At 56.1% G+C, this 26,487-nt stretch carries 26 protein-coding genes and 1 tRNA gene; 5 read left to right on the forward strand and 22 right to left on the reverse strand.

Going from position 1 to position 26,487, the window contains the following annotated elements; all coding sequences use genetic code 11:
• Positions 1-13: 13 nt before the first annotated feature.
• The 4 genes from BMZ81_RS08965 to BMZ81_RS08980 form a co-directional block, all read right to left on the reverse strand.
• A complete protein-coding gene (locus BMZ81_RS08965; RefSeq protein ID WP_091131124.1) occupies positions 14-769 on the reverse strand; it encodes an ABC transporter ATP-binding protein in 756 nt (251 codons plus the stop codon).
• A complete protein-coding gene (locus tag BMZ81_RS08970; protein ID WP_091131126.1) occupies positions 766-1,788 on the reverse strand; it encodes a FecCD family ABC transporter permease in 1,023 nt (340 codons plus the stop codon). The genes BMZ81_RS08965 and BMZ81_RS08970 overlap by 4 nt, the downstream gene beginning before the upstream one ends.
• On the reverse strand, positions 1,745-2,695 hold the full coding sequence (locus BMZ81_RS08975; RefSeq protein ID WP_091131129.1) for an ABC transporter substrate-binding protein: 951 nt from the start codon (positions 2,693-2,695) through the stop codon (positions 1,745-1,747). Before BMZ81_RS08975 ends, BMZ81_RS08970 begins: the two co-directional genes overlap by 44 nt.
• A 125-nt stretch (positions 2,696-2,820) precedes the next feature.
• Positions 2,821-2,896: transfer RNA gene (locus BMZ81_RS08980), tRNA-Ala, on the reverse strand.
• 254 nt (positions 2,897-3,150) lie between these two features.
• Here BMZ81_RS08980 and BMZ81_RS08985 point away from each other — a divergent pair.
• Together BMZ81_RS08985 and BMZ81_RS08990 are read left to right on the forward strand one after the other, a co-directional pair.
• The gene (locus BMZ81_RS08985) at positions 3,151-3,549 is read left to right on the forward strand and encodes a metal-dependent transcriptional regulator (protein ID WP_091131132.1); all 399 of its coding nucleotides are present in this window, start codon (positions 3,151-3,153) and stop codon (positions 3,547-3,549) included.
• A 154-nt stretch (positions 3,550-3,703) separates the two neighbouring features.
• Positions 3,704-4,771: an SLC13 family permease gene (locus BMZ81_RS08990; protein WP_207645620.1), complete on the forward strand. Its 1,068-nt coding sequence runs from the start codon at positions 3,704-3,706 to the stop codon at positions 4,769-4,771.
• 54 nt (positions 4,772-4,825) lie between these two features.
• On the opposite strand, the gene BMZ81_RS08995 is transcribed toward BMZ81_RS08990, so the two are convergent.
• The 18 genes from BMZ81_RS08995 to BMZ81_RS09080 all read right to left on the reverse strand — a co-directional run bounded on the left by BMZ81_RS08995 (position 4,826) and on the right by BMZ81_RS09080 (position 24,118).
• A complete protein-coding gene (locus tag BMZ81_RS08995) occupies positions 4,826-5,251 on the reverse strand; it encodes a putative ABC transporter permease (protein WP_091131135.1) in 426 nt (141 codons plus the stop codon).
• A 213-nt stretch (positions 5,252-5,464) separates the two neighbouring features.
• Positions 5,465-6,019, reverse strand: coding sequence for a phosphodiesterase (yfcE, locus tag BMZ81_RS09000; RefSeq protein WP_091131137.1), 555 nt, complete (start codon positions 6,017-6,019; stop codon positions 5,465-5,467).
• Between the two features lie 68 nt (positions 6,020-6,087).
• Positions 6,088-7,452: an alpha/beta hydrolase gene (locus BMZ81_RS09005; protein WP_091131140.1), complete on the reverse strand. Its 1,365-nt coding sequence runs from the start codon at positions 7,450-7,452 to the stop codon at positions 6,088-6,090.
• Complete coding sequence (locus tag BMZ81_RS09010; RefSeq protein ID WP_091131142.1) at positions 7,449-8,270, reverse strand: 4Fe-4S binding protein; 822 nt, start codon at positions 8,268-8,270, stop codon at positions 7,449-7,451. Before BMZ81_RS09010 ends, BMZ81_RS09005 begins: the two co-directional genes overlap by 4 nt.
• Positions 8,271-8,340: 70 nt before the next feature.
• The gene (locus BMZ81_RS09015; RefSeq protein WP_091131145.1) at positions 8,341-8,550 is read right to left on the reverse strand and encodes a hypothetical protein; all 210 of its coding nucleotides are present in this window, start codon (positions 8,548-8,550) and stop codon (positions 8,341-8,343) included.
• A 26-nt stretch (positions 8,551-8,576) separates the two neighbouring features.
• The gene (locus tag BMZ81_RS09020; protein ID WP_091131147.1) at positions 8,577-10,904 is read right to left on the reverse strand and encodes an ATP-dependent Clp protease ATP-binding subunit; all 2,328 of its coding nucleotides are present in this window, start codon (positions 10,902-10,904) and stop codon (positions 8,577-8,579) included.
• A gap of 142 nt (positions 10,905-11,046) precedes the next feature.
• On the reverse strand, positions 11,047-11,751 hold the full coding sequence (locus BMZ81_RS09025) for a CvpA family protein (protein WP_091131149.1): 705 nt from the start codon (positions 11,749-11,751) through the stop codon (positions 11,047-11,049).
• A 57-nt stretch (positions 11,752-11,808) separates the two neighbouring features.
• Positions 11,809-12,984, reverse strand: coding sequence for a DUF5711 family protein (locus tag BMZ81_RS09030; RefSeq protein ID WP_091131152.1), 1,176 nt, complete (start codon positions 12,982-12,984; stop codon positions 11,809-11,811).
• Positions 12,977-13,732 carry a tRNA pseudouridine(38-40) synthase TruA gene (gene truA, locus BMZ81_RS09035; RefSeq protein WP_091131154.1) on the reverse strand — a complete coding sequence of 252 codons (756 nt, stop codon included), beginning with the start codon at positions 13,730-13,732 and terminating at the stop codon, positions 12,977-12,979. Before truA ends, BMZ81_RS09030 begins: the two co-directional genes overlap by 8 nt.
• A gap of 28 nt (positions 13,733-13,760) precedes the next feature.
• Positions 13,761-14,726, reverse strand: coding sequence for a hypothetical protein (locus tag BMZ81_RS09040; protein WP_091131156.1), 966 nt, complete (start codon positions 14,724-14,726; stop codon positions 13,761-13,763).
• 20 nt (positions 14,727-14,746) lie between these two features.
• A complete protein-coding gene (locus tag BMZ81_RS09045; protein ID WP_242942607.1) occupies positions 14,747-15,565 on the reverse strand; it encodes a metallophosphoesterase in 819 nt (272 codons plus the stop codon).
• Positions 15,562-16,368, reverse strand: a complete 807-nt coding sequence (locus BMZ81_RS09050; protein WP_091131158.1) for an energy-coupling factor transporter transmembrane component T family protein — start codon at positions 16,366-16,368, stop codon at positions 15,562-15,564. The genes BMZ81_RS09045 and BMZ81_RS09050 overlap by 4 nt, the downstream gene beginning before the upstream one ends.
• The gene (locus BMZ81_RS09055) at positions 16,362-17,228 is read right to left on the reverse strand and encodes an energy-coupling factor transporter ATPase (RefSeq protein WP_242942608.1); all 867 of its coding nucleotides are present in this window, start codon (positions 17,226-17,228) and stop codon (positions 16,362-16,364) included. Before BMZ81_RS09055 ends, BMZ81_RS09050 begins: the two co-directional genes overlap by 7 nt.
• Positions 17,229-17,296: 68 nt before the next feature.
• Positions 17,297-18,148 (reverse strand): energy-coupling factor transporter ATPase, encoded by an 852-nt coding sequence (locus tag BMZ81_RS09060; RefSeq protein ID WP_091131162.1) that lies wholly within the window; start codon positions 18,146-18,148, stop codon positions 17,297-17,299.
• 62 nt (positions 18,149-18,210) lie between these two features.
• The gene (locus BMZ81_RS09065; protein ID WP_091131164.1) at positions 18,211-19,074 is read right to left on the reverse strand and encodes a class I SAM-dependent methyltransferase; all 864 of its coding nucleotides are present in this window, start codon (positions 19,072-19,074) and stop codon (positions 18,211-18,213) included.
• 188 nt (positions 19,075-19,262) lie between these two features.
• Positions 19,263-19,841 carry a flavodoxin family protein gene (locus BMZ81_RS09070; RefSeq protein WP_091131166.1) on the reverse strand — a complete coding sequence of 193 codons (579 nt, stop codon included), beginning with the start codon at positions 19,839-19,841 and terminating at the stop codon, positions 19,263-19,265.
• The gene (locus BMZ81_RS14395) at positions 19,838-21,187 is read right to left on the reverse strand and encodes a 2-hydroxyacyl-CoA dehydratase (RefSeq protein WP_091131169.1); all 1,350 of its coding nucleotides are present in this window, start codon (positions 21,185-21,187) and stop codon (positions 19,838-19,840) included. The genes BMZ81_RS09070 and BMZ81_RS14395 overlap by 4 nt, the downstream gene beginning before the upstream one ends.
• A gap of 3 nt (positions 21,188-21,190) precedes the next feature.
• Entirely contained in the window at positions 21,191-24,118 is a 2,928-nt protein-coding gene (locus tag BMZ81_RS09080; RefSeq protein ID WP_091131170.1) for an acyl-CoA dehydratase activase, read from the reverse strand.
• A 225-nt stretch (positions 24,119-24,343) separates the two neighbouring features.
• On the opposite strand from BMZ81_RS09080, the gene BMZ81_RS09085 reads away from it, so the two are divergent.
• From BMZ81_RS09085 to BMZ81_RS09095, 3 genes are all read left to right on the forward strand, one after another.
• Entirely contained in the window at positions 24,344-24,907 is a 564-nt protein-coding gene (locus BMZ81_RS09085) for an epoxyqueuosine reductase QueH (protein ID WP_091131173.1), read from the forward strand.
• Positions 24,908-25,102: 195 nt separating this feature from the next.
• Positions 25,103-25,411 carry a hypothetical protein gene (locus tag BMZ81_RS09090; RefSeq protein ID WP_091131175.1) on the forward strand — a complete coding sequence of 103 codons (309 nt, stop codon included), beginning with the start codon at positions 25,103-25,105 and terminating at the stop codon, positions 25,409-25,411.
• 62 nt (positions 25,412-25,473) lie between these two features.
• On the forward strand, positions 25,474-26,370 hold the full coding sequence (locus tag BMZ81_RS09095) for a C40 family peptidase (protein ID WP_091131177.1): 897 nt from the start codon (positions 25,474-25,476) through the stop codon (positions 26,368-26,370).
• Positions 26,371-26,487 lie beyond the last annotated feature (117 nt).

The following is a 26,487-nucleotide window of genomic DNA, read 5'->3' on the forward strand; positions in this document are numbered from 1 at the left end:
GTGTTTTGTATCCTTATTCGTAATAATAGCGCCAGCCCTTTTCCGTCTTTACCCGGCACAATGTGATTCCAAAGACCCGGTTCAATATACCGCTGCGATAGATCTCCTCTGGCGTGTCCGCGGCACACAGCATGCCGTCCGACAGAACCGCCAGACAATCCGCCGTCCCCATGGCCAGGCAGAGATCATGCAGCGCCAGTGCGACCGCCTTTCCCTGTTTTGCCAGGCGGTGCGCCATTTCCATCACCGCCAGCTGGTGGGCCACATCCAGATATGTTGTCGGCTCATCCAGAAAGATCGCCGCAGTGTCCTGGGCAAGAGCCATTGCCAGATACACCTTCTGGCGCTGTCCGCCGGAAAGCTCCGTCATAGGCCGATCCGCCAAATCCGCCGCATCCGCCTGCTCCATTGCCTGGGCAGCCAGGAGGCGATCCTCCGGGCGGTACCGCCTTGGGTAGGGCAAATACGGAAACCGCCCGTGGAGAACCATCCGGAAGGCGGTGATGTTTGGAACATTGCGGGACTGGGCCAGATAAGCCGCCTTCTGCGCCAGAGCGCGGGGAGACAGCTGCTCCACCGGAGCGCCGTCTATCAGGATGTCTCCGCCCAGCTTTGGCTGCAGCGCCAGCACTGTTCGGATCAGCGTGCTCTTCCCACTGCCGTTTGGGCCAACCAGCACCGTGACCTGCCCCGGCCGGAAAGTCAGGCTGACATGTTCCAGCACCAGACGGCCCGGATAACCCACCTGCAGATCCTTCAGTTCTATCATAGGATCCGCCCTCCTCTCTGCCACAGAAGAAGCCAGATAAAAAAGGGGCCGCCTGCCAGCGCAAGCACAATGCCGACCGGCAGCTCATACGGGAGAAACAGGATGCGGGCGGCAAGGTCGCACAGCGTCAGCAGCACCGCGCCGCCCAGCGCAGAGGCCGCCGTCAGCAGACGGCTCTCCTCCCCCACCAGCCGCCGCATTATATGGGGCACAATCAGCCCCACAAAGCCCAGCAGTCCGGAAAAGCTGACCGCCGCCCCCGCCAGTGCGGCGGAAATTGTCAGCAGCACCAGACGGGACCTCTTCGCAGACAGCCCGAGGCTCTGCGCTGTATCCCGCCCCAGAAGAAGCAAATCCATCTCATCCGCCATGGAAAGGGCTGCCGTCAACGCAGGGAGAATCACCCATGCTGCAGGCAAAAGTCTTGCCATCGTCAGTCCGGAAAGGCCACCGATGCGAAAGTCCGAGTACCCGTTCAGCGCCTCTGGGACAAAGGTGACCACCGCATCAATTCCAGCGCTGAAAATACTGGAAACCGCTACTCCCGCCAGCACCAGCGTAAAACGGGACGCTCCTGTACGCTCCGCAATCAGCAGCACCAGCAGCACCCCTGCCAGCGCTCCCAAAAACGCCATCACCGGCACATAGGCCGCCGCTGTCGGCGCTATGGCACAGCTCAGTGCCACCATCAGCCCCGCCCCGGAGTTGACGCCGATGATATTGGGCGCTGCCAGCGGGTTGGAGAGCACATTTTGGATAATGACGCCGGAAACCGCCAGGGCTGCGCCGGCCAGCAGGCATCCGCAGGTGCGCGGCAGCCTGGCATAGTGGATGATATGTGCCGTTGGGGTGTTTTGAAGCTGTCCTGTCAGCGCCCTCCACAGATCCCCCGGCGGCACGGATACCGCGCCAAGAGAGATGCTCAAGAACGCCGCCAGACAGGTCAGTACCAGCAGGACGGGCAGCACCGCCCTCCTACGCCCCGCTGTCCGGATAGAGAATGTTCGCCAGCTTTTCATACGCCTCGCCCCATCGTGCATTTGGTTTCAGATTATATAGGTGGTCGTCCATCATATAGCAGCGCCCCTCCTTGACAGCCGTCAGGGTCTGCCAGGCCGGGTTGGACAGAAGTGTCTGCTGCAAAACCTGTTCCGCGGCTGTAGAATCCGCTCCCTGAAGGACCATGAATATGTAATCCGGGTCCTGCATGAGGATTGTCTCCAGGCTCAGTTCCTCCAAAAGGCTGTTTTCGCTGTCCGCAATATTGACGCATTCCAGATCCGACAGCATCTCTCCCAGCACGCTGTCCCTGCTGTTTTTCACCTTGCAGCTGGAACCAGTGGCCCGCACATACAGCACGCGGGGGCAGGAGCCGTCTGCCTGTGCTCTGGCTGCTTCCACCTGCTCCTCAACTGCCCGGCCGTATTGCATGAATCGCTCTGTCTGTCCTGTGAGCCTGGTGCAGATCTCCAGCATGTTCAGATACTCCGAAAAGCTGGCAACCTTGAAGTAAGCGACAGGAATCCCGGCCTGCTCAAAGGTATCCAGCAGCTCCACATCTGCCGCAGTGTTGCTGCTGGCCAGAATCAAATCCGGATCCGATTCAAACAGGCGCTCTACATTCGGCTCCTTAATTGCCCCTAAATTGACAACCTCTTCTCCAAGATCCAGAGCAAAGCTTGTCCAGGCGTCGTTGGCGGCGGCGGCCAGCGTTTTGTGACCTCCCGCCAGACACCAGATGTCCGCAAAGCTCCCTATCATGGCCGCCACGCGCTGTGGCCTGGCCACACACACCGTCCGTCCCAAATCATCTGTAAATGTAACGGTATCTTCTATATCGGCGGAGTCCAGCCGCTGTACCTCATCCCCGCCGCAGCCAGTCAGCAGCAGGCAGCACAGCAGAATCGCTGTCAAGTATCTTTTCATTCCATTCCTCAGTTTTCTGTGTTCTGCGGAAACATTCCTCTACAAGTTAGCGTCCATTCCGTGCAGCAGCAGTTCCCGCGCCATATATAACAAAAAACTCGTTTTGTTTCCAAAACGAGTTTTTCTGGTGGAGATAAGCGGGATCGAACCGCTGACCTCTTGAATGCCATTCAAGCGCTCTCCCAGCTGAGCTATACCCCCATATTGTCTTGTCCGATGTCTTGAACTCGGAACATTTGCTAGTATAGCAAAGCATCTTTCAATTGTCAACATCATTTTTTATTTTTTTCATTTTTTCTTTTCACCTCCGGCTGTTTCAAATATCTCCAAAATCGTTTTTACTTTTTAAGGTTTTCTATGCTTCTGGCAGCTTTCATAAAATGCCCTTGCAATCTCGCTGGTTTATTGTTAACATAGAAATGATCCTTTTGTGTATGGAAAAGAGGTGATCATCCATGGTAATCCACGAATCTGCAGAAGATTATCTGGAATCGATTCTGGTTCTGCAGGAACGGCGCGGCCAGGTACGATCCATCGATATTGTCAATGAGTTGGGCTATTCGAAGCCAAGCGTCAGCATTGCAATGAAAAAGCTGCGGGAAAACGGCTACATCTCCATGGATGCCGATGGCAGCATTACCTTGAATGAAAGTGGCCTTGCCATTGCCCAGCGGGTTTACGGCCGCCATAAGACCATCTCGAAGCTCTTTGTTCTGCTTGGTGTTTCCCCACAAATTGCTTCAGAGGACGCATGTAAGGTAGAGCACGATTTAAGTGAGGAAACCTTCCGTAAAATTTGTCAATTTGTTCAGGAATCCGGTCAGCGTTTGCCGCCGGAAAACCAGGAGGGCTGATATTGCCCTCCTGGTTTTTTTGTCTTGCCTGAGTGCCGCATTCTTCAGCCGGATTGGAATTTTCCTTGCGCAGATACAGAAAAGGGCGTACAATATCCGGCGGTGATATGTGTTGAAAAAGTTTTTGTTGTTTTGCAGGCGGGAGGCCGTATTTGTGTCAGCGGCACTGGCAGCGGTGGCTTCCATGCTGCTGATTCCCCCCTCTCCATCCTATTTTGAATACGTGGACATGGCAGTTTTAAGCCAGTTGTTCTGCCTGATGGCGGTTGTTGCCGGATTGGGCAGCACGGGTGTCCTGGACAGTCTTTCCCGCTTGCTTTTGCAGCGTATACACACCGCCGGCCAGCTTACCGCCGCCTTGGTGTTTCTGTGCTTTTTTTCCGCCATGCTGCTGACCAACGATGTGGCTCTTTTGACCTTTGTTCCGCTGACGCTTTCTCTGCTTCCTCCGCAGGCGGAACCGCGGCGCACTTGGACTGTAATTTTGGAAACCGTGGCAGCCAATCTGGGCAGCCTGGCTACTCCCGTCGGAAATCCGCAAAACTTGTTCTTATATCATCACTATGGGCTCTCCGTCGGAAGATTTTTTCAGATCACGCTTCCCTTGACGGCTTGTTCCATGGCGGCAGTCTTCCTTTTGTGCCGGCTGATGCCAGGCCACCTGGTGTCAGCCGCAGTCTCGATGCCGCAGGCACGCCCGCTGAAGCGGCGCGGCGCCGTCAAATACGGGTGGCTTTTCCTGCTGTGTCTCCTGACGGTTTTTCATGGGGTTTCCTCCTGGCTGTGCCTTGCTGCCGTAGCAGCGGTCCTGCTTGCGACAGACCGGGGCCTTCTGAGGCAGGTGGACTGGCTGCTCCTTGCTACCTTTGTCTGCTTTTTCATCTTTGTCGGCAACCTCTCCGCCGTCCCGGCTGTCAGCGGATTTCTCTCCAGCACGCTGTCCGGGCATGAACTGCTGGTCAGTGCGCTGACCAGCCAAGTGATTTCCAATGTGCCGGCCGCCGTTCTTTTGGCCCCCTTCACCTCCGAGGTGCGCGGGCTGCTGCTGGGTGTCAATATCGGCGGACTGGGAACGCCCGTGGCCTCTTTGGCCAGCTTGATCTCCTACCGCCTGTACAGTGCTGCACCGGCACCGAACCGTGGCAGATACCTTGCGGTTTTCAGTCTCCTCAACTTCTCTCTACTGTTCCTGCTCCTGTTTGTTTTCTGCATATTCTTTTAATTGGATAACCGCCCCGGCATCCGGACGGGCCTCCGGGCCCCAGCTTTCCATCTGTTAAATAAGCTTATAGTGCGGGATCTCCTCCCCGCAGATTCTCCAGCGCATATAGTCATCGGCCACAATCACCGGAAAGGCCAGCAGATACCACAACGCCATATACAGCGGGCAAATCTGTCCCAGGAGATTGCCCGGCATGTAGCTGTAATCCCAGATTCCAAGCTTCAGCCATAAGTTCAGGATGCATCCGCTGATAAACTCAATGGCGGTGATGATAGCTGCCCCCAGAAGCGCCTGCCACACCAGCGGTATGTTCCAGTTCAGAACCTCGTTAATGCGGCCCACACCGAGAAAGCACAGGCCTCCCACCAAAACCATTGCCGGATGACTCCAGCCCCGCCAAATCAGTTCCAGGCAAAAATACCCCATTCCGCCGATGAGAAACAGCAGTAGCTCCCGTCCCAAATTCCGCAATTTTCCCATAGAATCCTCCTGCCTCAGCCAAAGAGAAACTCTCCCCGGCTGCATAAGCAATCGGCGGCCGTAAAATGCCGAATCGTCCGCCGTTACCATCAGGATATCCGGCAGGCGCTAAAACTTGCATACTCCTTTTCAAAAAATAATCCGGCTGCCGCATCGTAAAAACCGTCGGGGAGCACAATGTGCTCCCCGACGGTTTTGCAATTCCCTTTATTCTCAGTACGGGCCAAGCGCGTCCAGCGTTTCTCCATCCAGATCCATCCATCGGATTTCGTGCTCCGTCATCAGGATGCAGCTGTGGCTGCTGCCATCCTTTGGAAGGGAGACAGAGCCCGGATTCAGGTACCAGACATTCCCTGCCCGCTCCTTCAGCGGCACATGTGTGTGCCCGTAAATCACATATTCCGCGCCGCGCAGCAAGTCGGCCCCTGGTTGTTTTTGAAGGTTATAATGGTGGCCGTGGGTGAAAAACAGACGTCTGCCGCAGAGATTCTCCACGCGGTACTCCGCCGTGATGGGGAAGTCCAGCACCATTTGATCCACCTCCGCGTCACAGTTTCCCCGCACGCAGAGGATGTGGTCCTTTATTCGGTTCAGCATCGCAATGACCTCCTTGGGCGCATAGCCCTCCGGCAGGTCGTTTCGCGGGCCGTGATAGAGAATGTCCCCCAGCAAAACCAGCTGTTCCGCCCGTTCTGCCTCCATCCGCTCCAGCATCCTGCCGCAGTACAGGGCGCTGCCGTGAATATCAGAGGCAATCAAAATTCCCATGTCGCACCTCCTGGTAAACCGTTCTCCACCCTATGGTATGGAGAGCCGTTCCGCAAGTTCTCTTTTTCTCAGTAGCCCCGCGCCTTCAGGAACGCCGTCAGATTTACATAAAACTCCCGGACATCAAAACCGGGGATGTTCTCCCGGTTCAAATCCACTACATCTCCGTGGGAAATCCCCCGCTTTCCCACCGGATCCAGCAGTGTAAACGCACTCCCCCACCTGGCGGAGTCCACAGACACCAGCCCGTCGTTCAGGCCGTCAAAGTGCTTCACAATGGGATAGGTCATGTTCAGGGGGAATTTTCCATGCTGGGCCTTTTTGCAATAGGACATAACACTCTCATACAGCACGCCTTCCGCATCCGGTGTTGTCTCGTTTCGCGCAAGGCATGCGGACTCGGTCAAATCTGTCACGGCCGCCAGAAAGTCGGGATTTGTGTCCCCCAGCCGTCTCAAAGCCGTGTTATAAGCGGCTGCAATCTTCTGCCGGGCGCTCTCCGGTACCTTTCCCAACAGATATTCCGCAAAGATACAGCCCCGGTGGGGGGTATTGATGGTGGTAAGCGTCGCCACGCAGGATGCACATCCGGCGTGGGCGATGGCGGCGCGGCTGTCCAGTCCGCCCTTGGAGTGGGCGATGATGTTCACCTTTTCGCAGCCCGTCTCCTCCAGAATCTGCCGGATGCGCTCCGCCAGCTCCCGGCCAGAGTCCTCCACCGACGCAGCGGACTGCTGCTGGCCGTAAAAAACAGTGGCTCCGTTGCGCTTCAGTTCCTTTGGAATGCGGCCCCAGTAGTTGACATAACGAAAGTCTCGGAAGAATACGCCGTGAACCAGGAGAAGCGGATACTTTGTCTTGCAGATCTCGCTCTCCGCCCGGGTCTCGTCCAACTCCCACTTCTCCGTCTCAAACTCCACTTCGTCGGATACAATGCGGATGATCTTTCGTAAGTACCAGATGTTCAGAAACGGCACCCAGCCGCATAGGGCCGCCAGCACGCGGTGCTTGAGCCCCAACTGCACGGAGGTAAGATACACCCGGATCATGCCGTTCCAGAAGAGGGCGGCCTCTGCAAAAACGATGGTAACAGCAGTTATGAACCATATTGCTTGAAACAGCCCGGCGAAAAACCAGCCGCTGTTGGCATCTCGAATGACAGAGGGAAGCAAAAGGGCCATCCACACTGCATTGATGGTAGCGGTGATCAAAAACAGCCGCAGCAATTCACAGCCTGCCGCCAACTGGCGGATGCGCCTTGTAGGCGCTGCCTCCTTTGGAATCGGCCGCACATTGATGTACACAAATGCCGCTGCCAGAAGGATTCCTGCCGCCCAGCTAAGAGATCCGCCCCCAAAAAGCAGGAAAATCCAGACAACACTGCATGCAGGCAAAATTACCAGTACATGCAGCGCCCGCCTCACCGTTTTCACAAAAACACCTCGTTCTCCTTCGGCTCCGTGAACGTCTGCTCCAGCATGGCCACGTGGGACAAAAACGCCTCATCGTCAAAGTATTTGGCCCCCCTGGTACACTTCCGTACGCAGGCTTGGCACTTGATGCAGGTGCCAGGCACGTTGGTGATGTCGCCGGGGTCAATGGCGCCCATGGGGCACACCCTGGCGCAGGCACCGCAGCCGTGGCATTTCGTGAGATCCGTCTTTGGCTTGGCCTTTAAAAATTTTGCCGGCTGGCCGTCGGTCCCCTTCGGGATATAATAGGGAGCCGCCGCATCTCCAGGAACGGAAATAGGAGGCGGAACCTCCGTCAATCCCTGTACCTTTGCCGCCACGCGCTTTGCAAACTGACCGGCCTCGTACAGATCGCTCCAGCCGGGCCGGCCATAGGCCAGTTCATCGGTGAAGGCATGGCGGCACACAAAGGCGGCGCCTGCCGCTGTGTGAAAGCCATCCGCCTCCAGCACCGCGCACAGCTCCGCCAGGGAGTTGTCATAGCCGCGGTTGCCGAAGGTCACCACCGGCACTGCCAGCGCCCCGTTTCCATGAAAGCCGCTCTGGAGATAGGGCAGCAGCTTATTCGGTGTTTTTCCAGCATAGGTTGGTATTCCCAAAAATATCAGATCATTCTCTGTAAAGGCATATTCCTGTTCACGTCCTCTTGGAAAAGTGATATCCACCGTCTCCCATAGGGCCCCCAGCTGAATTGCCGCTGCTTCGGCCAGCGTCTCCGCAACACGCCGGGTACCTCCTGTGGGACTCCAATAAATGGCCAGAACCCGCCTGATCTCCATGGTGCTTTCCCTTTCTTTCCTCGCTGCTGTGCAGGAGACGCAGGCACCCTTTTGGGGTGTCTGCGTCTCTTCACAGCGAAAAGTCTTCTTCTTTCAATTTTTCCGTGTCCAGAGATGCCGGCCTTGGGGGTACCCGCTTCAACGGGTCATATCGGAATGCGCGGCAGTGATCCTCCACCGCCACAATCCCCCGCTTCATACAGGCAACTTCCCGCTCATTGATCTGCTGCCCCCGCTGGCAGTACGCACAGCGCGGATCAATATTCTTCCGGAATAACATACAAAGGTCATCCCCTTTACAGGTGTTTACAGGGTATACAGCTTCACCGCGTCTTCTTCCACCGTGGCCTTGACCTGGGTCACCGGTGTCTCATAGCTGTCAATGATCGTTGTGGCCATGGGATCCTCCAGCTCCTTCTGAATGGTACGCCGCAGGTTTCTAGCGCCATATGTCCGGGAGAAGGATTTGTGGGTCAGCCAGGCCACCAGTGCGTCATCATAGGTGAAGGTAATGCCTTTCTCCTTCAGGGAGCCCGCCAGCTCGCCCAGCATGATGCGGGCAATCCCCTGGAAGTTTTCCTCGCTGAGACGGTTGAAGGTGATCACCGCGTCCACCCGGTTGATAAACTCCGGCCGCAGAAACTGCTGCAGGGCCTTCATGGCCCGATCCGCATCCTGTTCGTTGGCGGTACGGCCAAAACCCACGGTTCCCTCTTTGCTGGCACTGCCGGCATTGGAGGTCATGACAATGATGGTATTTTCGAAGTTGACCTTTCGTCCGTGGGCATCGGTGATCTCGCCGTCGTCCAGAATCTGCAGCAGCACATTCAGCACATCGGGATGTGCCTTTTCAATCTCATCGAACAGCACCACGGCATAAGGCTTGCGGCGGATCTTCTCCGTCAGCTGGCCCGCCTCGTCATAGCCCACATATCCGGGAGGGGAACCGACAATCCGGGAAACGGAGTGCTTCTCCATAAACTCGGACATATCCAGCCGGATCAGGGCGTCCGGGGTATTGAACAGGTCGCTTGCCAGCTGCTTCACCAGCTCCGTCTTGCCCACGCCGGTGGGGCCGACGAAGATGAAGCTGACCGGCTTGTGCTTGGGGGAAATTCCCACCCGGTTCCGCCGTACAGCGGCGGATACGGCGGAGATGGCCTCGTCCTGGCCGATGATGTGCCGTTTCAGGCGTTCTTCCAGCTGGGAAAGCCTCTGGAACTCCTGCTCCCGAATCTTGGCAGCCGGGATTTTTGTCCAGAGCTCAATCACATGGGCCAGATTTTCCATAGATAGCTGCGGATCTCCCTTTTCCTGCAGGGCCGTCATCTCGGTGTTCAGCTGCAGCTCCCGGCTTTTGAGAAAGGCCATCCGCTCGTAATCTGGCTCTCCGCCGTCTGCCGTAGCTTTTTCCTCCAGCATTGTCCGCTCTTTTTCATAATCGTCCAACTCCCGCTGAATCTGCATCCGCCGGGAGATGTCGGGATCCTTCAAGTTCAGATCGGAGCAGGCCTCGTCAATTAAGTCGATGGCCTTATCCGGCAGAAAGCGGTCTGTGATGTACCGTTCAGACAGTACCACCGCCTGGCGCAGAATTCCATCTGAGATCTTCACACCGTGGAACTGCTCGTACTTGGGAGCCAGACCCTTAAGGATCTGGACTGAGTCTTCAAGGGAGGGCTCAGTCACCGTTACCGGCTGGAAGCGGCGTTCCAGTGCCGTGTCCTTTTCAATGGACTTTCGGTATTCGTTGAAGGTGGTGGCGCCAATCACCTGAATCTCCCCTCTGGAGAGTGCGGGCTTGAGGATGTTGGCGGCGTTCATACTGCCCTCGGCATCACCGGCTCCCACGATGTTGTGGACTTCGTCGATCATCAAAATGATATTGCCCAGGCGTTTTACTTCATCAATCAGGCCCTTCATGCGGGATTCAAACTGGCCGCGGAACTGCGTACCCGCCACCAAAGCCGTCAGGTCCAGAAGATACAGCTCCTTCTCCTGCAGCTTAAAGGGTACGTCTCCGTTTACGATTCGCTGGGCCAATCCCTCGGCAATGGCAGTCTTGCCCACTCCTGGCTCACCAATCAGGCAAGGATTGTTTTTCTGGCGGCGGTTGAGAATCTGCACCACCCGCTCAATCTCCTCTTTTCGGCCGATCACCGGATCCAACTTGCCCTCCTTAGCTTTCTGGGTCAAGGAGATGCAGTAATTCTCCAGATACTTGCGTTTGCCGTTTTTGGTGTCCTTTTTTTCGCGGCCGGTACGGGAGGTGTTCTCTTCTGCTCCCTCTCCCTCTTTGGAAGAAGCGGAATCTCCAGAGGAGAACAGTCGGTTCAAAAACGGGAAAGTGGCAGTCTTTCCATCCTCTTCCTCGTCGTCTCCGCCTTCTTCCCCGCCAGGCAAGTCCTCCACATTCTCCACGCCATTCAGTGCCTGCATCATCTCACTGTTTAGGGTGTCCAGGTCATCATCCGAGATGCCCATGCGCTTCATCATATCGTCCACCTGGGGCAATCCCATCTTCTTGGCGCACTTCAGGCACAGGCCCTCGTTGACGGTTTTGTCGCCCTCCAGCTTTGAGATAAAGACCACGGCAACATTCTTTTTGCATCTTGAACATAACGTCGGCTGCATTGTGTATACCTCCACGCGCCACTCGGCGCTTTCGATGAAATAGAAGCCCGCCCTTTTCGGGGGACCTTCGCCGGTATACCCGGCATTGCTCCGCACGCAGGCGGAATGCAGAATCAGACCCCTGAGCCTCTTTCTCAGGATGTCATTTCAGAAACGCCAATGCGCTCAAAGGCGTATTGGTCGTAAAAAACCGCAGAACATAGGTAGCTCCAACCGCCTCCGTATCAAAAGAGACGCCGAAACGCCGCAGGAGCCATATGGACAAAAGCAGCAGCAGCGCCCCCTCGGCAAGCCCAATCACACCACCGCCCAAGGCATTCAGCAAGTGCAGTCCCGGAAGCCGAAGCACCAAATCCAGCGCCCGGAGCACAAGCTTCAGCAACAGCAGCAAAACAATAAAGGACAGAATGTACAAGGCTGCATAAATGAATGACTGTGCAATGCTTTCTACAACCGCCATGGCAAGAGAAGCGCCCGTCTCCTGTACCTTTTCGTGAGCTTGTTCCGCCAAAGAGGCCCGCACGTCGCTGTCCAAGCCCATCATGGCCAGCAGATCTTCAATAGAAAAGGTCCCTTCCTCCACTGCTTCCTCGGGCATCTGTATTTCCGGTGCCTGCGCAGTCACGGCAGCGTCCAGCTTATTTTCAATATGGGCCTGCATCAGCGGCATCACCACTTTGACTGCCGGCTTGGACAATGCATTCGCAATCATCCCGGCGCCCATCAGCGCCACAACCACCGCCAGCAGTCCCGCAAAGGCCCGAAACAGCCCCCGGCAGGCACCGTAAATCATAAACCCCACCAGAATAGCGGCTGCGAACAGGTCTATTATAACAGGTACTGTCATAGTTGCCTACCTTCCCGCATGTAAACGTTCTGTGAATTTCCAATCATTTTTTTCCTGTTAAGGCAGGTATAGACTGGCCGAGTCGGCGGAAACCAGCAGTGCAGATCCGTCCTTCCGCATAATGACCTCCCTGGCATAGTCCGTGTCGGCAAGGGAGGCGTACTCTTGTAAATCTTGATTATACACCACCAGCTTGTTCATGTACAGTACCGCCAGGTACCGTCCCGCTGCAGACAGGCTGCGCACCTCCTCATGTATGTCCAATGAGGCAATCTCCGTGCCGTCACTTGCCACGGTCACCAGCCGTCCTACGCTGCCGGACTGATACCGGTTCAGCAGCAGCGCGGTGAAGCCGTCCCCGGCAAAGTCAAACTCCCGCAGGTACTCGTTTCCGTAGCCATAGGTTGTCTCCACCTTCCCTGCCGGGTCTGCAAAGGACAGACAGGTATCGGACACCGTCACCAATTTATTATCCTGTTCTCCAATGGCCAAAACCAACCCGTCAGAGATGTCATAGTCAGCCACAGGATCTCTTTGTGTCAGGTCATAAATCACGATATTACTGACAAAAACGCTGTTCTCCTGCCCCAGCGTCACCGCCGCCAGGAATGCATCATCATCTGTCACACAGGCGTCCGTCACGAACCGATGGGAGGATTTGAATTCGAAAATCTCCCTCATCTTCGCATCATAAACATGAACGCTGCCCTTGTAATTCCGTTTCTCCGCCGTCACTGCAAGATACCCGTTTGCGTTCAGGTTTGCGGCAATGAAGGGTTCTTCCTCAGCGGCGGTAAGGTGCAGCTTCTCCCCCTCGGTGTTCACCACGTACAGCTCCGTGCCGCCCACGTCGTAAGCCACCACGCAGCCGCCTCCCACATCCAAAGCCGGCGCCTTCATCTTGACCGCCGCGGACCAGACCTCATCCCCGCTTTTGTCCAGCACCTTCAGAGAGGTGTCGGAGAGCACCACCAGAAAATCCTCCAGCGCGGCAAAGCGGTTGCTGGAGGATGCGTCATAGGTATAGCCACTTTCCTCTGCGCCACCATAGGAGAACCAGCGCTTCAAAATGTCAAAGCCGGTGCCGTCCCGCCAGGCTGCCACCAGCACCACGCCCAGCACCACCACCAGCGTCAGGAAAAAAATCAGAAAACGGCGGAAGCGGTGGGGCTTTTTGCCCTGCTCCGCCTCTCCGTCGTCATCATTCCAGATATCCTTTGTTGTATCAGCCATTGAGTCGTTCATCCTCATACCACAGTCTTGTCAGGTACAATCCGCCGGGAGGCACGGTGGGGCCGGCGGCGGTGCGGTCCCCGCGCTCCAGAATGGCGGGGATGTCCTCAGGTGCGAATTTTCCCTCCGCTGCGTACAGCACCGTACCGGTGATGGCCCGTACCATGTTATACAGAAAACCGTTGGCACAGACCTTCAATTCCAAAAGGTCTCCGGTCCGGGTGACATCACACCAGTAGATGGTGCGGACGGTGGACTTCGTCTCCGTCCCCACGGAGCGCACCGCCCGGAAATCATGGGTCCCCACAAACATATGGGCAGCCCGGTTCAAAAAGTCCTCGTCCAGCCGCTTGGGGTAAAAGTACGCGCGATTGACATAAAACGGATTTTTAAACCGCGAGTTATAAATGCGGTAGGTATATTCCTTCTTGACACAGGAGCCGATGGCATTGAATTCCTCCGCCACCTCAAAGGCCTCCTTCACCGCGATGTCCTCCGGTGTATGGGTGTTGACGGCAAAGGGCAGACGGTCCAGCGGAATCCGGGACTCGGTGCGGAAATTGGCGATGTAGTGTTCCGCGTGAACACCGGCGTCGGTCCGGCCGCAGCCGGTGAGATGCACCTTCTCCCCGGTAATCTGCCCAATGGCCTTTTGCAGCGTCTCACAGACGGAGACGGCGTTTTTCTGCACCTGCCACCCGTGATAGGCGGTGCCGTTGTACATCAGTTTTAAGGCAATATTGCGCATGCTTTCTCCTTCATCAAAGGCGTGTCTCTCACTCCGGCCAATGAAGCCTTGGCGATTCATCGGACATCAGCGGCGCCGCTTCCTCCGGGCCGGTTTCCGTAATGGTCAGGCGGGTGTGGGTGAACTCATAACCCAGGCCGCTGTCGTCTGTGCAGGCAAAGGCCACCAGAATTTCGTCGCCGGGGGCGCAGGCAATTTCCACCGGCTCCGGCCGTTCGGCCGTCGCATCCGCGAAATGCGCGGTGTCTTCCAGATAATAAGTATAATAGGACTCCTGTGTCAGATTCGGGTCCAGATAGGCGGTCTCTTCCCAGACCAGCGCACCGTTGCGGTAGACCCGGAACTGCGGGTCGTTCACCCGAACACTCTGATACTCCCGGTCGCAGATGTCAAAACAGGTATCCGGGGACAGCCTCAGCACGCCGTCCTGGTATCCCTCCCAGACCGGGCCGCCCCAGCCGTTGGATTGATACGGCAGCAGCATGGAGACATATCCCCATCCGCCCAGCTCCTGCCGGGTAAAGACGCCATCCCGCTCTACCGCAACCGCCATGGTCAGCTCCTGCTGCCCCTCTGTGGGCAGCGAGAGCGGCGCAGTATAGGTTCCATTTCCCGCCGCCGCCATGGGAATCTCGAAAGACGTCTCTCCCAGTTTTACCACAAGGACCGCCTTCGTGTCTTCCTGCCAGGATTTCAGCGTCACGGACATCTCCGCCAGCAAGGCCTTTTGCTCCCTGTCCAGGCCGGTGGGCTTCAAATCCGAGGTCTCCACCGGCTGTCCGGCCTGTTCAATGCCGTCGGCCACCCGGCCGGAGATGCTGTAAACAGAGTCGTTGACTCGTTCCAGGTCGTTATTCAGGCCCAGAATCCGTCTCTCAAGATTTCCAATGGTGTTCTGCTGTTCCAGGACCACCGCCAGCAGCACCGCGCTCAAAATCAGCGAGGCCAGCTGCATCCAGTTCTGTTTCAGCCAGCTGTGTTTATTCTCATTCATAGGCGCTCCTTTCCCTTTTCTCAGGAGATTGGTGTGAGTTGAATCAAAACCAGCTCCGGTCGGTTAAAAATGCGGGGGACCTTCGTGCTCTCCCTGGCCAATCCCCGGCTGACAACCAGCGTCGTGTCATTCATATCATATCGGCCCCCGGCGTATGTGGGAAAAAATCCCTGTCCTGGAGCGTAGAGACCGTTTAAAAAAACAGGAATCCGCCATTGCCCGCCGTGGGCATGGCCGGATACGATCAGATCAAACGCGTATTGGCGGTAAGTCTCAATTCCCTCTGGCCGGTGGGCCATCAGGATGGTAAACATGTTCTCGTCCAGCGTTTCTCCAACCTGGGCCAGCTGAGCATCCAGCGCTCCGGACTCCGGGTCGTCCACACCGCCGATCCGGATAACCTGCCCATTGGCGGTGGAAAAGCACATAGAAGCCCCCCGCAGCGGAATCACGCCATATTGCTCCATGGTCCGGCAGATTCGCTCCGTCTCTCCGGCCCACCACTCGTGATTGCCGGTGACATAGAAGCAGGGATAATCTGCAGCCAGCGCAGAAATCGCCGTCCAGGCGTTTTCCTCCGGCAGCATGTCGTCCACAATGTCCCCTGCCAGTAGCACCGCATCGGGGGACTGAGCCTTCACCGCATCCAGCAGTTCCCGCTGATCTTCGCCGTAAGCACAGCTGTGCAGATCCGCAAGCACCGCCAGCCGGATCTCCTGCTCTAGCTTCTCCGTGGAGATCTCATACGTCACCATCCGCAGCCGGGTGTCCAGTGCTGCCGCCAGAAAAAGCAAAAATACGCCGCACGCAGCAACAGTATACAAGGCTTTTCGCTTCACAGCCCAAACTGTCTCAGAACGAGTACTCCTGCGGTGATGGCACCGCCCAAAAACAAGGCGATCCAGTCCCGCCGGGCGTACTGGAGCACATGGAGCTTGGTCCGCCCCTCACCGCCGTGATAGCAGCGGCACTCCATGGCCACCGCCAGCTCGTCCGCCCGGCGGAAGGCACTGATAAATAGCGGCACCAGAATAGGAATCAGGGCCTTGGCCTTCTGCATCAGGTTTCCGCTTTCAAAATCCGCGCCGCGGGCCTTCTGGGCGGACATGATCTTATCCGTCTCCTCAATCAGCGTCGGGATAAACCGCAGAGCGATGGACATCATCATGGCCAGTTCATGAACCGGGACATGAAGCTTCTTCAGGCCGTTCAGCAGCCGCTCCAGTCCGTCGGTCAGGCTGATGGGACTGGTGGTATAGGTCATCAGGAAGGTACCCATAATCAGCAGCATAATCCGCAGCACCATGAAAATGGCGTTGTGCAGTCCGGTATCCGAAATATGCACCGGCCCCCACTCCACCAGATACCGGGTGCCGGGGGTGAAAAACAGATTCAGAAGGCCGGTAAAGAGAATGATAAACAGGACCGGCTTCAGTCCCCGCACCAGTGCCTTGACGCCGACCCTGGAAATCCGGACACAAACCGCCAGCGTCAGCGCCAAAAGGCCGTAGGAAACCACGCTTTTGGCGCAGAACAGTGCGATGATATACAGCGTCACCAGTAAAATTTTCGTTCTGGGGTCCAGTTTGTGGGCCGCGGTGTCGCCGGGGAAAAACTGTCCAAGGGTAATGTCCTTCAGCATGCCGCACCGCCTTTCCGGGCAGCCAGCAGCTCCTGCTCCAGTGCCCGCACGGTGTACACCGCCGGATCGATGGGCAGCCCCTTTTCTTTCAGCCGCATGGCAATGCGTGTCACCTGAGGCACATCCAGTCCGGCAGAAATCAGCTCGTCCGCCCTGGCAAAGACCTCTTGGGGCGCACCGCTCATCAGCACGTGGGCGGATTTCAATACCAGAATCCGATCCACATTCTGGGCAATTTCGTCCATGCTGTGGCTCACCAGAATGATGGTCCGCTTCTTGTTCCGGTGGTAGTCCCGGATATTGGCCAGCAGGTTTTCCCGTCCCGCCGGATCCAGTCCGGCGGTGGGCTCGTCCAGAATCAGCACCTGCGGCTCCATGGCTATGACACCCGCCAGAGCCACCCGGCGCTTCTGACCGCCGGAGAGCTCAAATGGGGACTTGAACAGCTGATCGTCCCGGATACCCACCAGTCTGGCAGCCTCCCGGACACAGTGATCCAGTTCCTCCCCGGTTTTTCCCATATTGGCGGGGCCAAATGCAATATCCTTATACACAGTCTCCTCAAAGAGCTGGTACTCCGGATACTGGAACACCAGGCCTACCTGAAATCGGACATCCCTGATTTTTTTTGGTTCCGCCCAAATATCCTTCCCATTCAGCAGAATCTGGCCGGAGGTGGGCTTCAAAAGGCCGTTCAAATGCTGAATCAGCGTGGACTTGCCGGAGCCGGTGTGTCCGATGATCCCCAGAAACTCTCCGCTGTACACATCAAAACTCATATCCTCCACCGCACTGCGCTGGAAGGGAGTCCCCACGCCGTAAGTGTGGGTCAGATGTTTGATTTGTAAAATTGATTCCAAGTTTTCTCGTTCCTTCCGCGCCGCTGCAGATTCCCAATGTCTGCGGGGGCAGTCTTCTGTGCGGCCATTCATTTTACGGCAACGGCGTGGGCAATGGCATCTGCACACTCCTCCACCGTCAAAGCATCCAACGGTACGTCCAGCCCGTCCTTCCGCAGCCTGTCCAGCAAATCCACGGTGTCCGGCACGGTCAGGCCCATATTTCGCAGCGCTTCAATCCGCGTAAAAACCTGCCGTGGGGTGCCGTCCATGGTCACCTTTCCGTTGTCCATCACCACCACTCGGTCGGCATCCTCTGCCTCATTCATGTGATGGGTAATCAGCACCACAGTCATTCCCTTTTCCCGGTTCAGGCGGTGGATAGTAGACAGCACTTCCTGCCGCCCGATGGGATCCAGCATGGCAGTGGCCTCATCCAGCACAATACAAGCCGGCTCCATGGCAATCACGCCCGCAATGGCAATCCGCTGCTTCTGTCCGCCGGAGAGCAGATGGGGCGCATGGCGGACAAACTCGCTCATCCCCACTGCGGCCAGCGCATTGTCCACCCGCCGCCGGATTTCCGCGCTGGGAACGCCCAGGTTTTCCGGGGCGAAGGCGATGTCCTCCTCCACCACATTGGCCACAATCTGGTTATCCGGGTTCTGGAACACCATACCAACCCGCTGCCGAATTGCCAGCAGCAGGTGCTCATCTGCGGTATCCATACCCTCCACGTAGACCTTGCCTCCTGCCGGCAGCAGAACGCCGTTAAAGGTCTTGGCCAGCGTGGACTTACCGGAGCCGTTGTGCCCCAGTACCACCACAAAACTCCCCTGTTCGATTTCCAGATCCACATCTTGCAGGGCGAATATCTGCGCTTCCCCCTCCATGGCGGGATAAGCATATTTTAAATTTTCCGTTTGTATCATGGTTGCCATTGTTGTTTCACTTTCCATCGTTTTCCGGCTGTTTTGGAGTTGCCGTTTCTTTCAAATACAAATTACTCTGAAAACCAACGCCCTGTTGCGCCGCAGGGCAGGGCCAGCCCCGTCTCCGTCACCGGAAGGCCCAACTCGTCCCAGGTGCACTTTCCGCCGTATTTCTCTGCCACCAGCAGGTGCAGCAAATACCCCAGCACAGAGGGGGCCAGGCCAGTGGTATAGGAATTGATCAGTACAAACAGGGGTTTGTCCGACAGCACGCCAGCGCATAGCTTGACAAAATCGTAAAGGTTGTCCTCCAGTTTCCAGACCTCGCCGCCGGGTCCCCGCCCGTAGGAGGGCGGATCCATGATGATGGCGTCATAGGTCTTTCCCCGCCGGATCTCCCGCTCCACAAATTTGCCGCAGTCGTCAATGATCCAGCGAATGGGTGCGTCCTCCAGACCGGAGAGCTTCGCATTCTCCTTGGCCCAGGCCACCATGCCCTTGGCCGCGTCCACATGGCATACGCTGGCGCCCGCCTTGGCACAGGCCACGGTAGCGCCGCCAGTGTAGGCGAACAGATTCAATACCCGGATGGGCCGGTCAGCGCGTCGGATTTTCTCCATGGCAAAGTCCCAGTTCACCGCCTGCTCCGGAAAGAGTCCCGTATGCTTGAAGTTCATGGGCTTTACCTGAAAGGTCAAATCTCCATAATGAATTTTCCAGCTCTCTGGAAGCGCCTTTTTTTCCCAATGGCCTCCGCCGGACTGAGACCGGAGGTATCGACCGCCCGCCCGCTTCCAGGCAGGATTTTTTCTTGGGCTCTCCCAGATCGCCTGAGGGTCCGGGCGCACCAGAAGCTGCTTATCCCAGCGTTCCAGCTTTTCTCCGCCCCCACAGTCCAAAAGTTCATAATCCTGCCATTGATCCGCGATCCACATAGCTGTTCCTCCGATGTCAACGTTACATAGTAAATCAGTTTATTATACCTCTTCCGGAAGTTGTTCGTCAATTGTATCCCGCTGGCGATCTGTCAAAAATTTTCTTCAGCACTGAAAACGGTTCGAATCGTCTCGCCGCGAGCGTTATGTATCAAAAAGCGGGAGCCGTCGTTACCGCTCCCGCTTTGTTATCGTTGTTCCAGCAGTTCCCGCGCAAATGCCCGGGTTCTGTTCTCTTTTCCGCTGTCCATGAAGACCGTATCGTAACCCATGTGCCGCTCAGTGTGGCTTCCAAGGTATTGAAGCCCGGAATGCTTTGCATACCGCTGCATCCCCTCGATAAAGAGGTCGGCTCCCTTCTCCGGCGGATAACCGCAGGTCAGAAGCAGCGCCATAGCCTTCCCCTTCCAAAGGGAGGGGCCTCTCTTCTCTCCATAGAACTTGTTCATACCATACACCAGCCGATCCAGCAAGGCCTTCATTGGCGGTGTACAATACCAGGAATAGATGGGTGTTGCCAGTACCAGAAGGTCGCTGCAAAAAATGCTGTCGGCAATCTCCTGCACATCATCCTTCTGGCTGCAGCCAAACACATCCCACGAGCTCTGACAGCTCCGGCAGGCACAGCAGGGCCGAATTGTCCGATCATAGAGGCAAACCATCTCCACCTCCATCCCGCCGCCGCGCAGTTCTCTGCAAAAGGGAGCCAGCAGGGCGGCTGTGTTGCCATGCTGGCGGGGACTGCCCATTAAAATCAGAGCCTTCATAAAACAGCGGCTCCCTTCGACTTTGCCGGCCGAATCATCTTTTGCGGCAGGGGAGCAGGCTTTGGTTCCTGTCGCTCCGGGGAGGGTGTCTGCTTCGGCAGCCGCTCCCGGGCAACCGCCAGCATCAGCTTGATACGGTTTTCCTGGTTCACACGGGTGGCACTGGGATCATAGTCAATGGGGGTAATGTTGGCCTGGGGATACAACTCCCGGATCTTGTTGATCATTCCCTTGCCGCAGATGTGGTTGGGCAGGCATCCAAACGGCTGGGCACAGACAATGTTCTCATAGCCCGCCCTGACCAGTTCAATCATCTCAGCGGTCAGCAGCCAGCCCTCGCCCATCTTGTCGCCTGTGGAAATCACGCCGTCCGCCAGCTTCACCAATTCCCGGAAAGGTAGCGGTGCGTGGAAGCCATTGTCCTGCAGCACCTGAATCATAACGTGCTCCATACGTTCAATGTACTTCAAAATCACATCGGAAACGTGTTTTTCCAAAAAACTGCCTCCATACAGCCTTGCGGTTTCCGAGGGGTTGTATGCGCAGTACTGCACGAAGCCCATCAGCCCCGGCAGGTTGACCTCACAGTCTTGATCGGCCAGAAAATTTTCCAAATCGTTGTTGCCCAATGGGGAGTATTTGACATAGATCTCTCCCACCACACCGACCTTCACCTTCGGCACCCGGTGTACGGGAATCGCGGCAAAGTCCGCGGCAATTCGGGGCATGGCGGCCTTGATTTCCCTCTGAGAGTAGCCCTTATCCTGACGCACCCAGCCGCAGATGGTGTCCAGCCATTGTTTCTGCAATGCAACGGCAGTACCCCTGCGGAGTTCATAAGGCTCCGTCTGGGCCTTCAAAGCCACAAGCAGATCACCGTAATAAATAGCCGCCAGCAGCTTGCGCATAAAGGGCACGGTCATGGGAAAGCCGGAGTCCTTCTCAAGGCCGGAGAAGTTCAGGCTTACCACCGGCACCTGGGGATAACCTGCCTTTACCAAGGCCTTCCGCAGCAGATGGATGTAGTTGGACGCCCGGCATCCACCGCCGGTCTGGGTAATAATCAAGGCCGTATGATCCAAGTCGTATTTCCCGGATCCCAATGCATCCAGGAACTGGCCGATGACCAGCAGCGCCGGATAGCAGGTGTCGTTGTGGACATATTTCAGTCCCAGCTCGCAAACCTGGCTTCCGCAGTTTTCCAGCAGTTCGCAGGTATATCCCGCCTGCTCCATGGCCGCCGCCAAAATCCGGAACTGAACGGGAGCCATGTTTGGAATGAGAATCTTATGAGTCTTTTTCATATCCGGAGTAAATTTTGGGTAGTTTTGAAATGACAGATCCATGGCTCACGCCTCCTCTCGTATTTCATTCTGCTCATCCAGTGCGGCAAAAAGGCTTCTCAGCCGGATCCGTACCGCACCCAGGTTCGTAATCTCGTCGATTTTCAGTTGGGTGTACAGCTTGCCGCCCGCCTGCAAAATTTCTCTGGTCTCATCTGTGGTAATGGCATCCACCCCGCATCCGAAGCTCACCAGCTGCACCAGGTCCATGTCAGGCTGTGTACAGCAGTATTTTGCCGCCGCATACAGCCGGGAGTGATATGTCCACTGGTTCAGCACCGTGGTGGGGAATTTCTCCACCCGGTCAGAGATGGAGTCCTCTGTCACGACTGCCGCACCGAACTGTGTAATCAGGGTGTCAATGCCGTGGTTCACCTCCGGATCCACATGGTAGGGCCGTCCCGACAGCACAATGACGCGGCGTCCCTCCGCCCGGGCCTGATCGATGATTCTGGCCCCTTCCTTCCGAATCTGAGCCATGTGATTGGTATATTCCGCATAGGCCGCATCAGACGCCTCCCGCACCTCCGCCTTGGAGATACCCGGGAAGTATCTGCCCAAAATTTCATGGATCTTCCGGTTGAAGTCCTTGGGCCGGTGGAGCCCCACATAGTCATAAATAAACCGGGTCTCCTTTACTTCCGGACAGTTTCCGGCAATGACCTCGGGATAATAAGCCACCACCGGGCAGTTGTAGTGGTTGTCTCCCAGCCCTTCGTCAATGTTGTATGTCATACAGGGGTAGAAAATGGCGTCCAGGCCAAGCTTGCTGAGAAACCGGATGTGTCCGTGGGCCAGTTTCGCCGGGAAGCAGGCGGTGTCGCTTGGAATCGTCCCCTGTCCTTTCAAATACAGATCCCGGCTGGAGAGTGGGCTGTGATACACAGAAAAGCCCAATTTTGTGAAAAAGGTATGCCAGAACGGGAACAGCTCCCATAGATTCAAACACAATGGAATTCCAAGCCTGCCGCGTCTGCCGGGCACCGGCTTATAGTTTAAAATGAGCTTCCGTTTGTATTCGTACAGGTTCCGTTCCCCAGTATCCGCCTTTCCGGTGATGGGCCGGTCGCAGCGGTTTCCGCTGATAAAAGTGCCGCCGTCAGCAAAGGTGTTGATGGTCAGCTGGCAGTTGTTGCCGCAGCGTCCGCAGATCTCGCTGCGGGTCTCCTGCCGGAAGCCCGCCATTGCCTCCCGATCCAACAGGCTGCTGACCTGGCCGGCCCGCGTCTTCCCCCGGCCATACAGCGCCGCTCCATAGGCGCCCATAAGTCCGGCGATATCCGGGCGGATCACCTCCGCCCCCATCTCCTTCTCAAAGGCCCGGAGCACTGCTTCATTATAAAAGGTACCGCCCTGGACAACGATATTCCGCCCCAGTTCCTCCGGAGATGAGGCGCGAATGACCTTATAGATGGCGTTTTTCACCACGGAGATGGAGAGGCCCGCAGAGATATTTTCAATGGTGGCGCCGTCCTTCTGGGCCTGCTTTACGCTGGAATTCATAAACACCGTGCACCGGCTGCCAAGATCCACAGGCCGGTCCGCAAACAGCCCCAGCCCAGCAAACTCTCTCACATCATATCCCAGCGCCTGGGCAAAGGTCTGCAGGAAACTGCCGCAGCCAGAAGAACAGGCCTCGTTTAAAAAGATGTTGCTGATGGCCCCATCCTCAATTTTGAAGCATTTCATATCCTGGCCGCCGATATCGATGATGAAGTCCACATTAGGCAAAAAGTGCCGGGCGGCTGTGAAGTGGGCCACCGTCTCCACCACACCGTAGTCTGCGTGGAAGGCAGCCTTTGCCAAATCCTCTCCATATCCCGTGGTGGTGACGGAGGCCACATGGAGGGCCGGATGCTCATCATAGAGGGTCTGCAGCACCTCCCGGATCAGCGGTACAGGATTGCCCAGATTCGGCCGGTAGTCGGTAAAGAGGATTCGCGCCTCTTGATCCATCACCACCAGCTTCACGGTGGTGGAGCCAGAGTCAATCCCGATATGCACCGGAGCGGCGTAGTCTGCCGTAAAGGGCACCCGCGGCACCGTGGACTTGGCATGGCGCGCCTGAAACATCCGATATTCCTCTTGATCCGCAAACAGGGGCGGCTGGCTGCGGTAGGTTTCTGCCGCGCCCTTCTCCCGCAAGCGGTCCGCCACTTTGTTCAGATCAAACCTCTGATCTGCGTAAAAGGCAGCGCCCATTGCCACGAACAGCAGGCTGTTCTCCGGGCAGACGCCAGCTACTCCCAGTGTTTTGTCAAAACTCTCCCGCAGGCAGCGTGAAAAAGTCAGGGGTCCGCCCAGATACAGGATGTTCCCATGAATGGGACGTCCCTGGGCCAAGCCTGCAATGGTCTGGTTCACCACCGCCTGATAGATACTGGCGGCAATATCCTCCGCCTTTGCTCCTTGGTTAATCAGGGGCTGTATATCGCTTTTGGCAAATACGCCGCATCTGGAGGCAATTGTGTACGTCTTTTCCGCCCTCTGGGCGGCAAGGTCCATTTCGTCGGCTCCCATTTTCAGAAGGGTCGCCATTTGGTCAATGAATGCTCCTGTACCGCCGGCACAGGAGCCGTTCATCCGCACCTCCATGCCGCCCGTCAAAAACAGGATCTTTGCATCTTCGCCGCCCAGCTCGATGATCACATCCGTGCCGGGAGTCAGCCGATTGGCTGCCACACGGGTAGCAAAGACCTCCTGTACAAAAGGGACTCCCACACTCTCAGCCATACCCATGCCGGCAGAACCGGAAACTGCAAATTCTGCTCTTCCGCCCGGAACATATAAATCTGCCATGCGGCGCAGCAGTTCTTCTGATTTTTCCAGGATATGGCTGAAATGCCGTTCATATGTACTATAAATTATATTGTCCGTGTCATCCAGCACCACGCATTTAATGGTGGTAGATCCCACGTCAAGGCCCACTCTCAAGGTTTTTCCTCCTTCAGGAAAACGGTTACGCTGTCGCAGATGGCAGGTATCCATAAGATATCACATTAGCTTGTATCATACTCTTTTTCGTCTGGATGCGCAATCGTCAAAATCCCGAAAGGCTGTGAAGAATCTGTTAAAAACTCCGTTTCTTTCCGTGCTTGGCCTTTCGAGAGTTTTGTGATATACTTGTTTTCATTCCTGCTGAAAGGACGTGTACGTCTCATGGATTCCGTTTTGCTGCACTGCTGCTGCGCTCCCTGTTCCCTCTCCTGCATCGATCCGCTGCGGAATGAGGGAATTGAGCCAGTGGCTTTTTGGTATAACCCCAATATTCATCCCTGGAAAGAATATCAGGCCCGCCGGGACTGCCTGCTGGAATACGCCCCGACAATCGGAATGGAGATCCGGGTCCTGGAGGACTACGGCCTGCGGGAGTTTGTCCGCCATGTGGCGGATGACATCGACCGCCGCTGTACCTACTGCTACGAGCACCGGCTGGAGGGCACCGCCCGGTACGCCGCAGAGCATGGCTTCCCCGCTTTTACCACCACGCTCCTGGCCAGCATCTATCAGCAGCACGATTTGATTGCCGCGGCCGGGGCGCGGTTCGCCGAACAGTACGGCGTTCAATTCCTCTACCGGGACTTCCGCCCAAATTTTCGCGCCGGGAACCAGCTGGCCCGTGAAAAGGGCTTTTATATGCAGAAATATTGCGGCTGCATCTTTTCTGAGGCAGACCGCTATCAAAAACAGATTGACCGGGATCTGGCAAAATACACAGAATAAAATTTCCCTGCAGAAGCAATACGCTTCTGCAGGGAAATTTTCTATTCTTTAAAAAACCGCCTCTGTTCTTTCATGTCTTGTCGGGCCTTCCCTCCGGCTTGGGATATTTTCCCTTCAATTGTCCCTCCCCTATTATTGACAAACCGGATAAATTCTGTTACAATTCGGTTACAATATTTTCAAAGGAGTGTTCCCATGCCAGAAAGCAAGTCCGCAAAAGCGGAAGGTCTGATTTACAAGGGCCACCCGCTCCGCCGTGTAGACAATTTAATCTACTATGGAACGATGGCTGAAAAATATATCATTATGATGCAGGTTCTGGATACCAAAAAGGAACTGGATCTGGATGTCGCCACCAAGGTTTCTGTTCAGCTGCAGCTGACGGATCCAAGTCTGAAATCCAGGGACCGTGTGCTCAAAAAGAGTGAAAAGGACAGCCTGTACGCAGCGATGGACGTCGCCGCTATCTGGCTGGACCGGGCACTTTCCGGCAAGGAAAAATAAACCCGGCTCCACTCCCTGCCCTACAAATGATATCATATAAGACGAAAGGAAGCGTAACACCCATGACACACTTCGCAGGAAAAGCAGCAAAGGTTCTTATTCTCTCTGTCATTTTCACCATGCTGCTTGCAGCCACCGCCATGGCCGCTGATATGGCTGTTGCCGTCGGCGCTACCACCGGTTCCTCCCTGAGAATGCGCGCAGATGCCTCCACTTCCTCCTCCGTCGTGACGACATTGGATAAAAGCGTAGCCGTTGCCGTTTTGGACAACTCCATTGAGGGCTGGTATAAAATCAACTATGCCGGCAATGTGGGCTATGTCTCCGCTGATTATCTTGTCGTTGATCAGGATAATCTCTTTTCCTCTTATGGGAAGGTGAATTCCGACGGTGTCAATGTCCGCTCTGCGGCCTCTACCGACAGCGAGATTCTTGCCTCTGTGGATGCCGGCACCGTCGTCACCGTCAACGGCTTTGAAGACGGCTGGTACGATGTCACGTGTGAATATGGCACAGAAGGCTATATCCGCAGTGACTTTTTGGATTTGACCGATTCTGCCTCCAGTTCTTCCTCTGGAGGATCGATTGTATCCACCGCCAAACAGCACTTGGGTACCCGCTATGTATACGGCGGTGCCTCCCCCAGCGGGTTTGACTGTTCCGGTTTTACCATGTACGTATATGGTCAATTCGGCTATTCCCTGCCGCATACCGCCACAGGCCAGTGGCAGAGTGGGATCGGAAGCAAGGTGTGGTCTATCTCCGCACTTCAGCCCGGTGACTTGGTATTCTTCAACGATCCAAGCCGCAACGCGGGTAAGGCCTGTTCCCACGCTGGTATTTATGTTGGGGACGGACAATTTATTCACTCCTCTTCTTCCCGGAGCAACGGCGTAATTATCAGCGATTTGACCGGCGGCTACTACAACACCTATTTTGTAGGCGGAATTCACGTGTAAGTTTTACATAGAATCATAAAGAAGCGGCACGCAGATGCGTGCCGCTTCTTTATGGAAATCCGCCGTGTCTCAATTGACACGGCGGATTTTTTGACTGTTCTCAGACTGTAACCCGGT

Source organism: Oscillibacter sp. PC13, assembly GCF_900115635.1.
Classification (GTDB): Bacteria; Bacillota; Clostridia; order Oscillospirales; family Oscillospiraceae; genus Oscillibacter.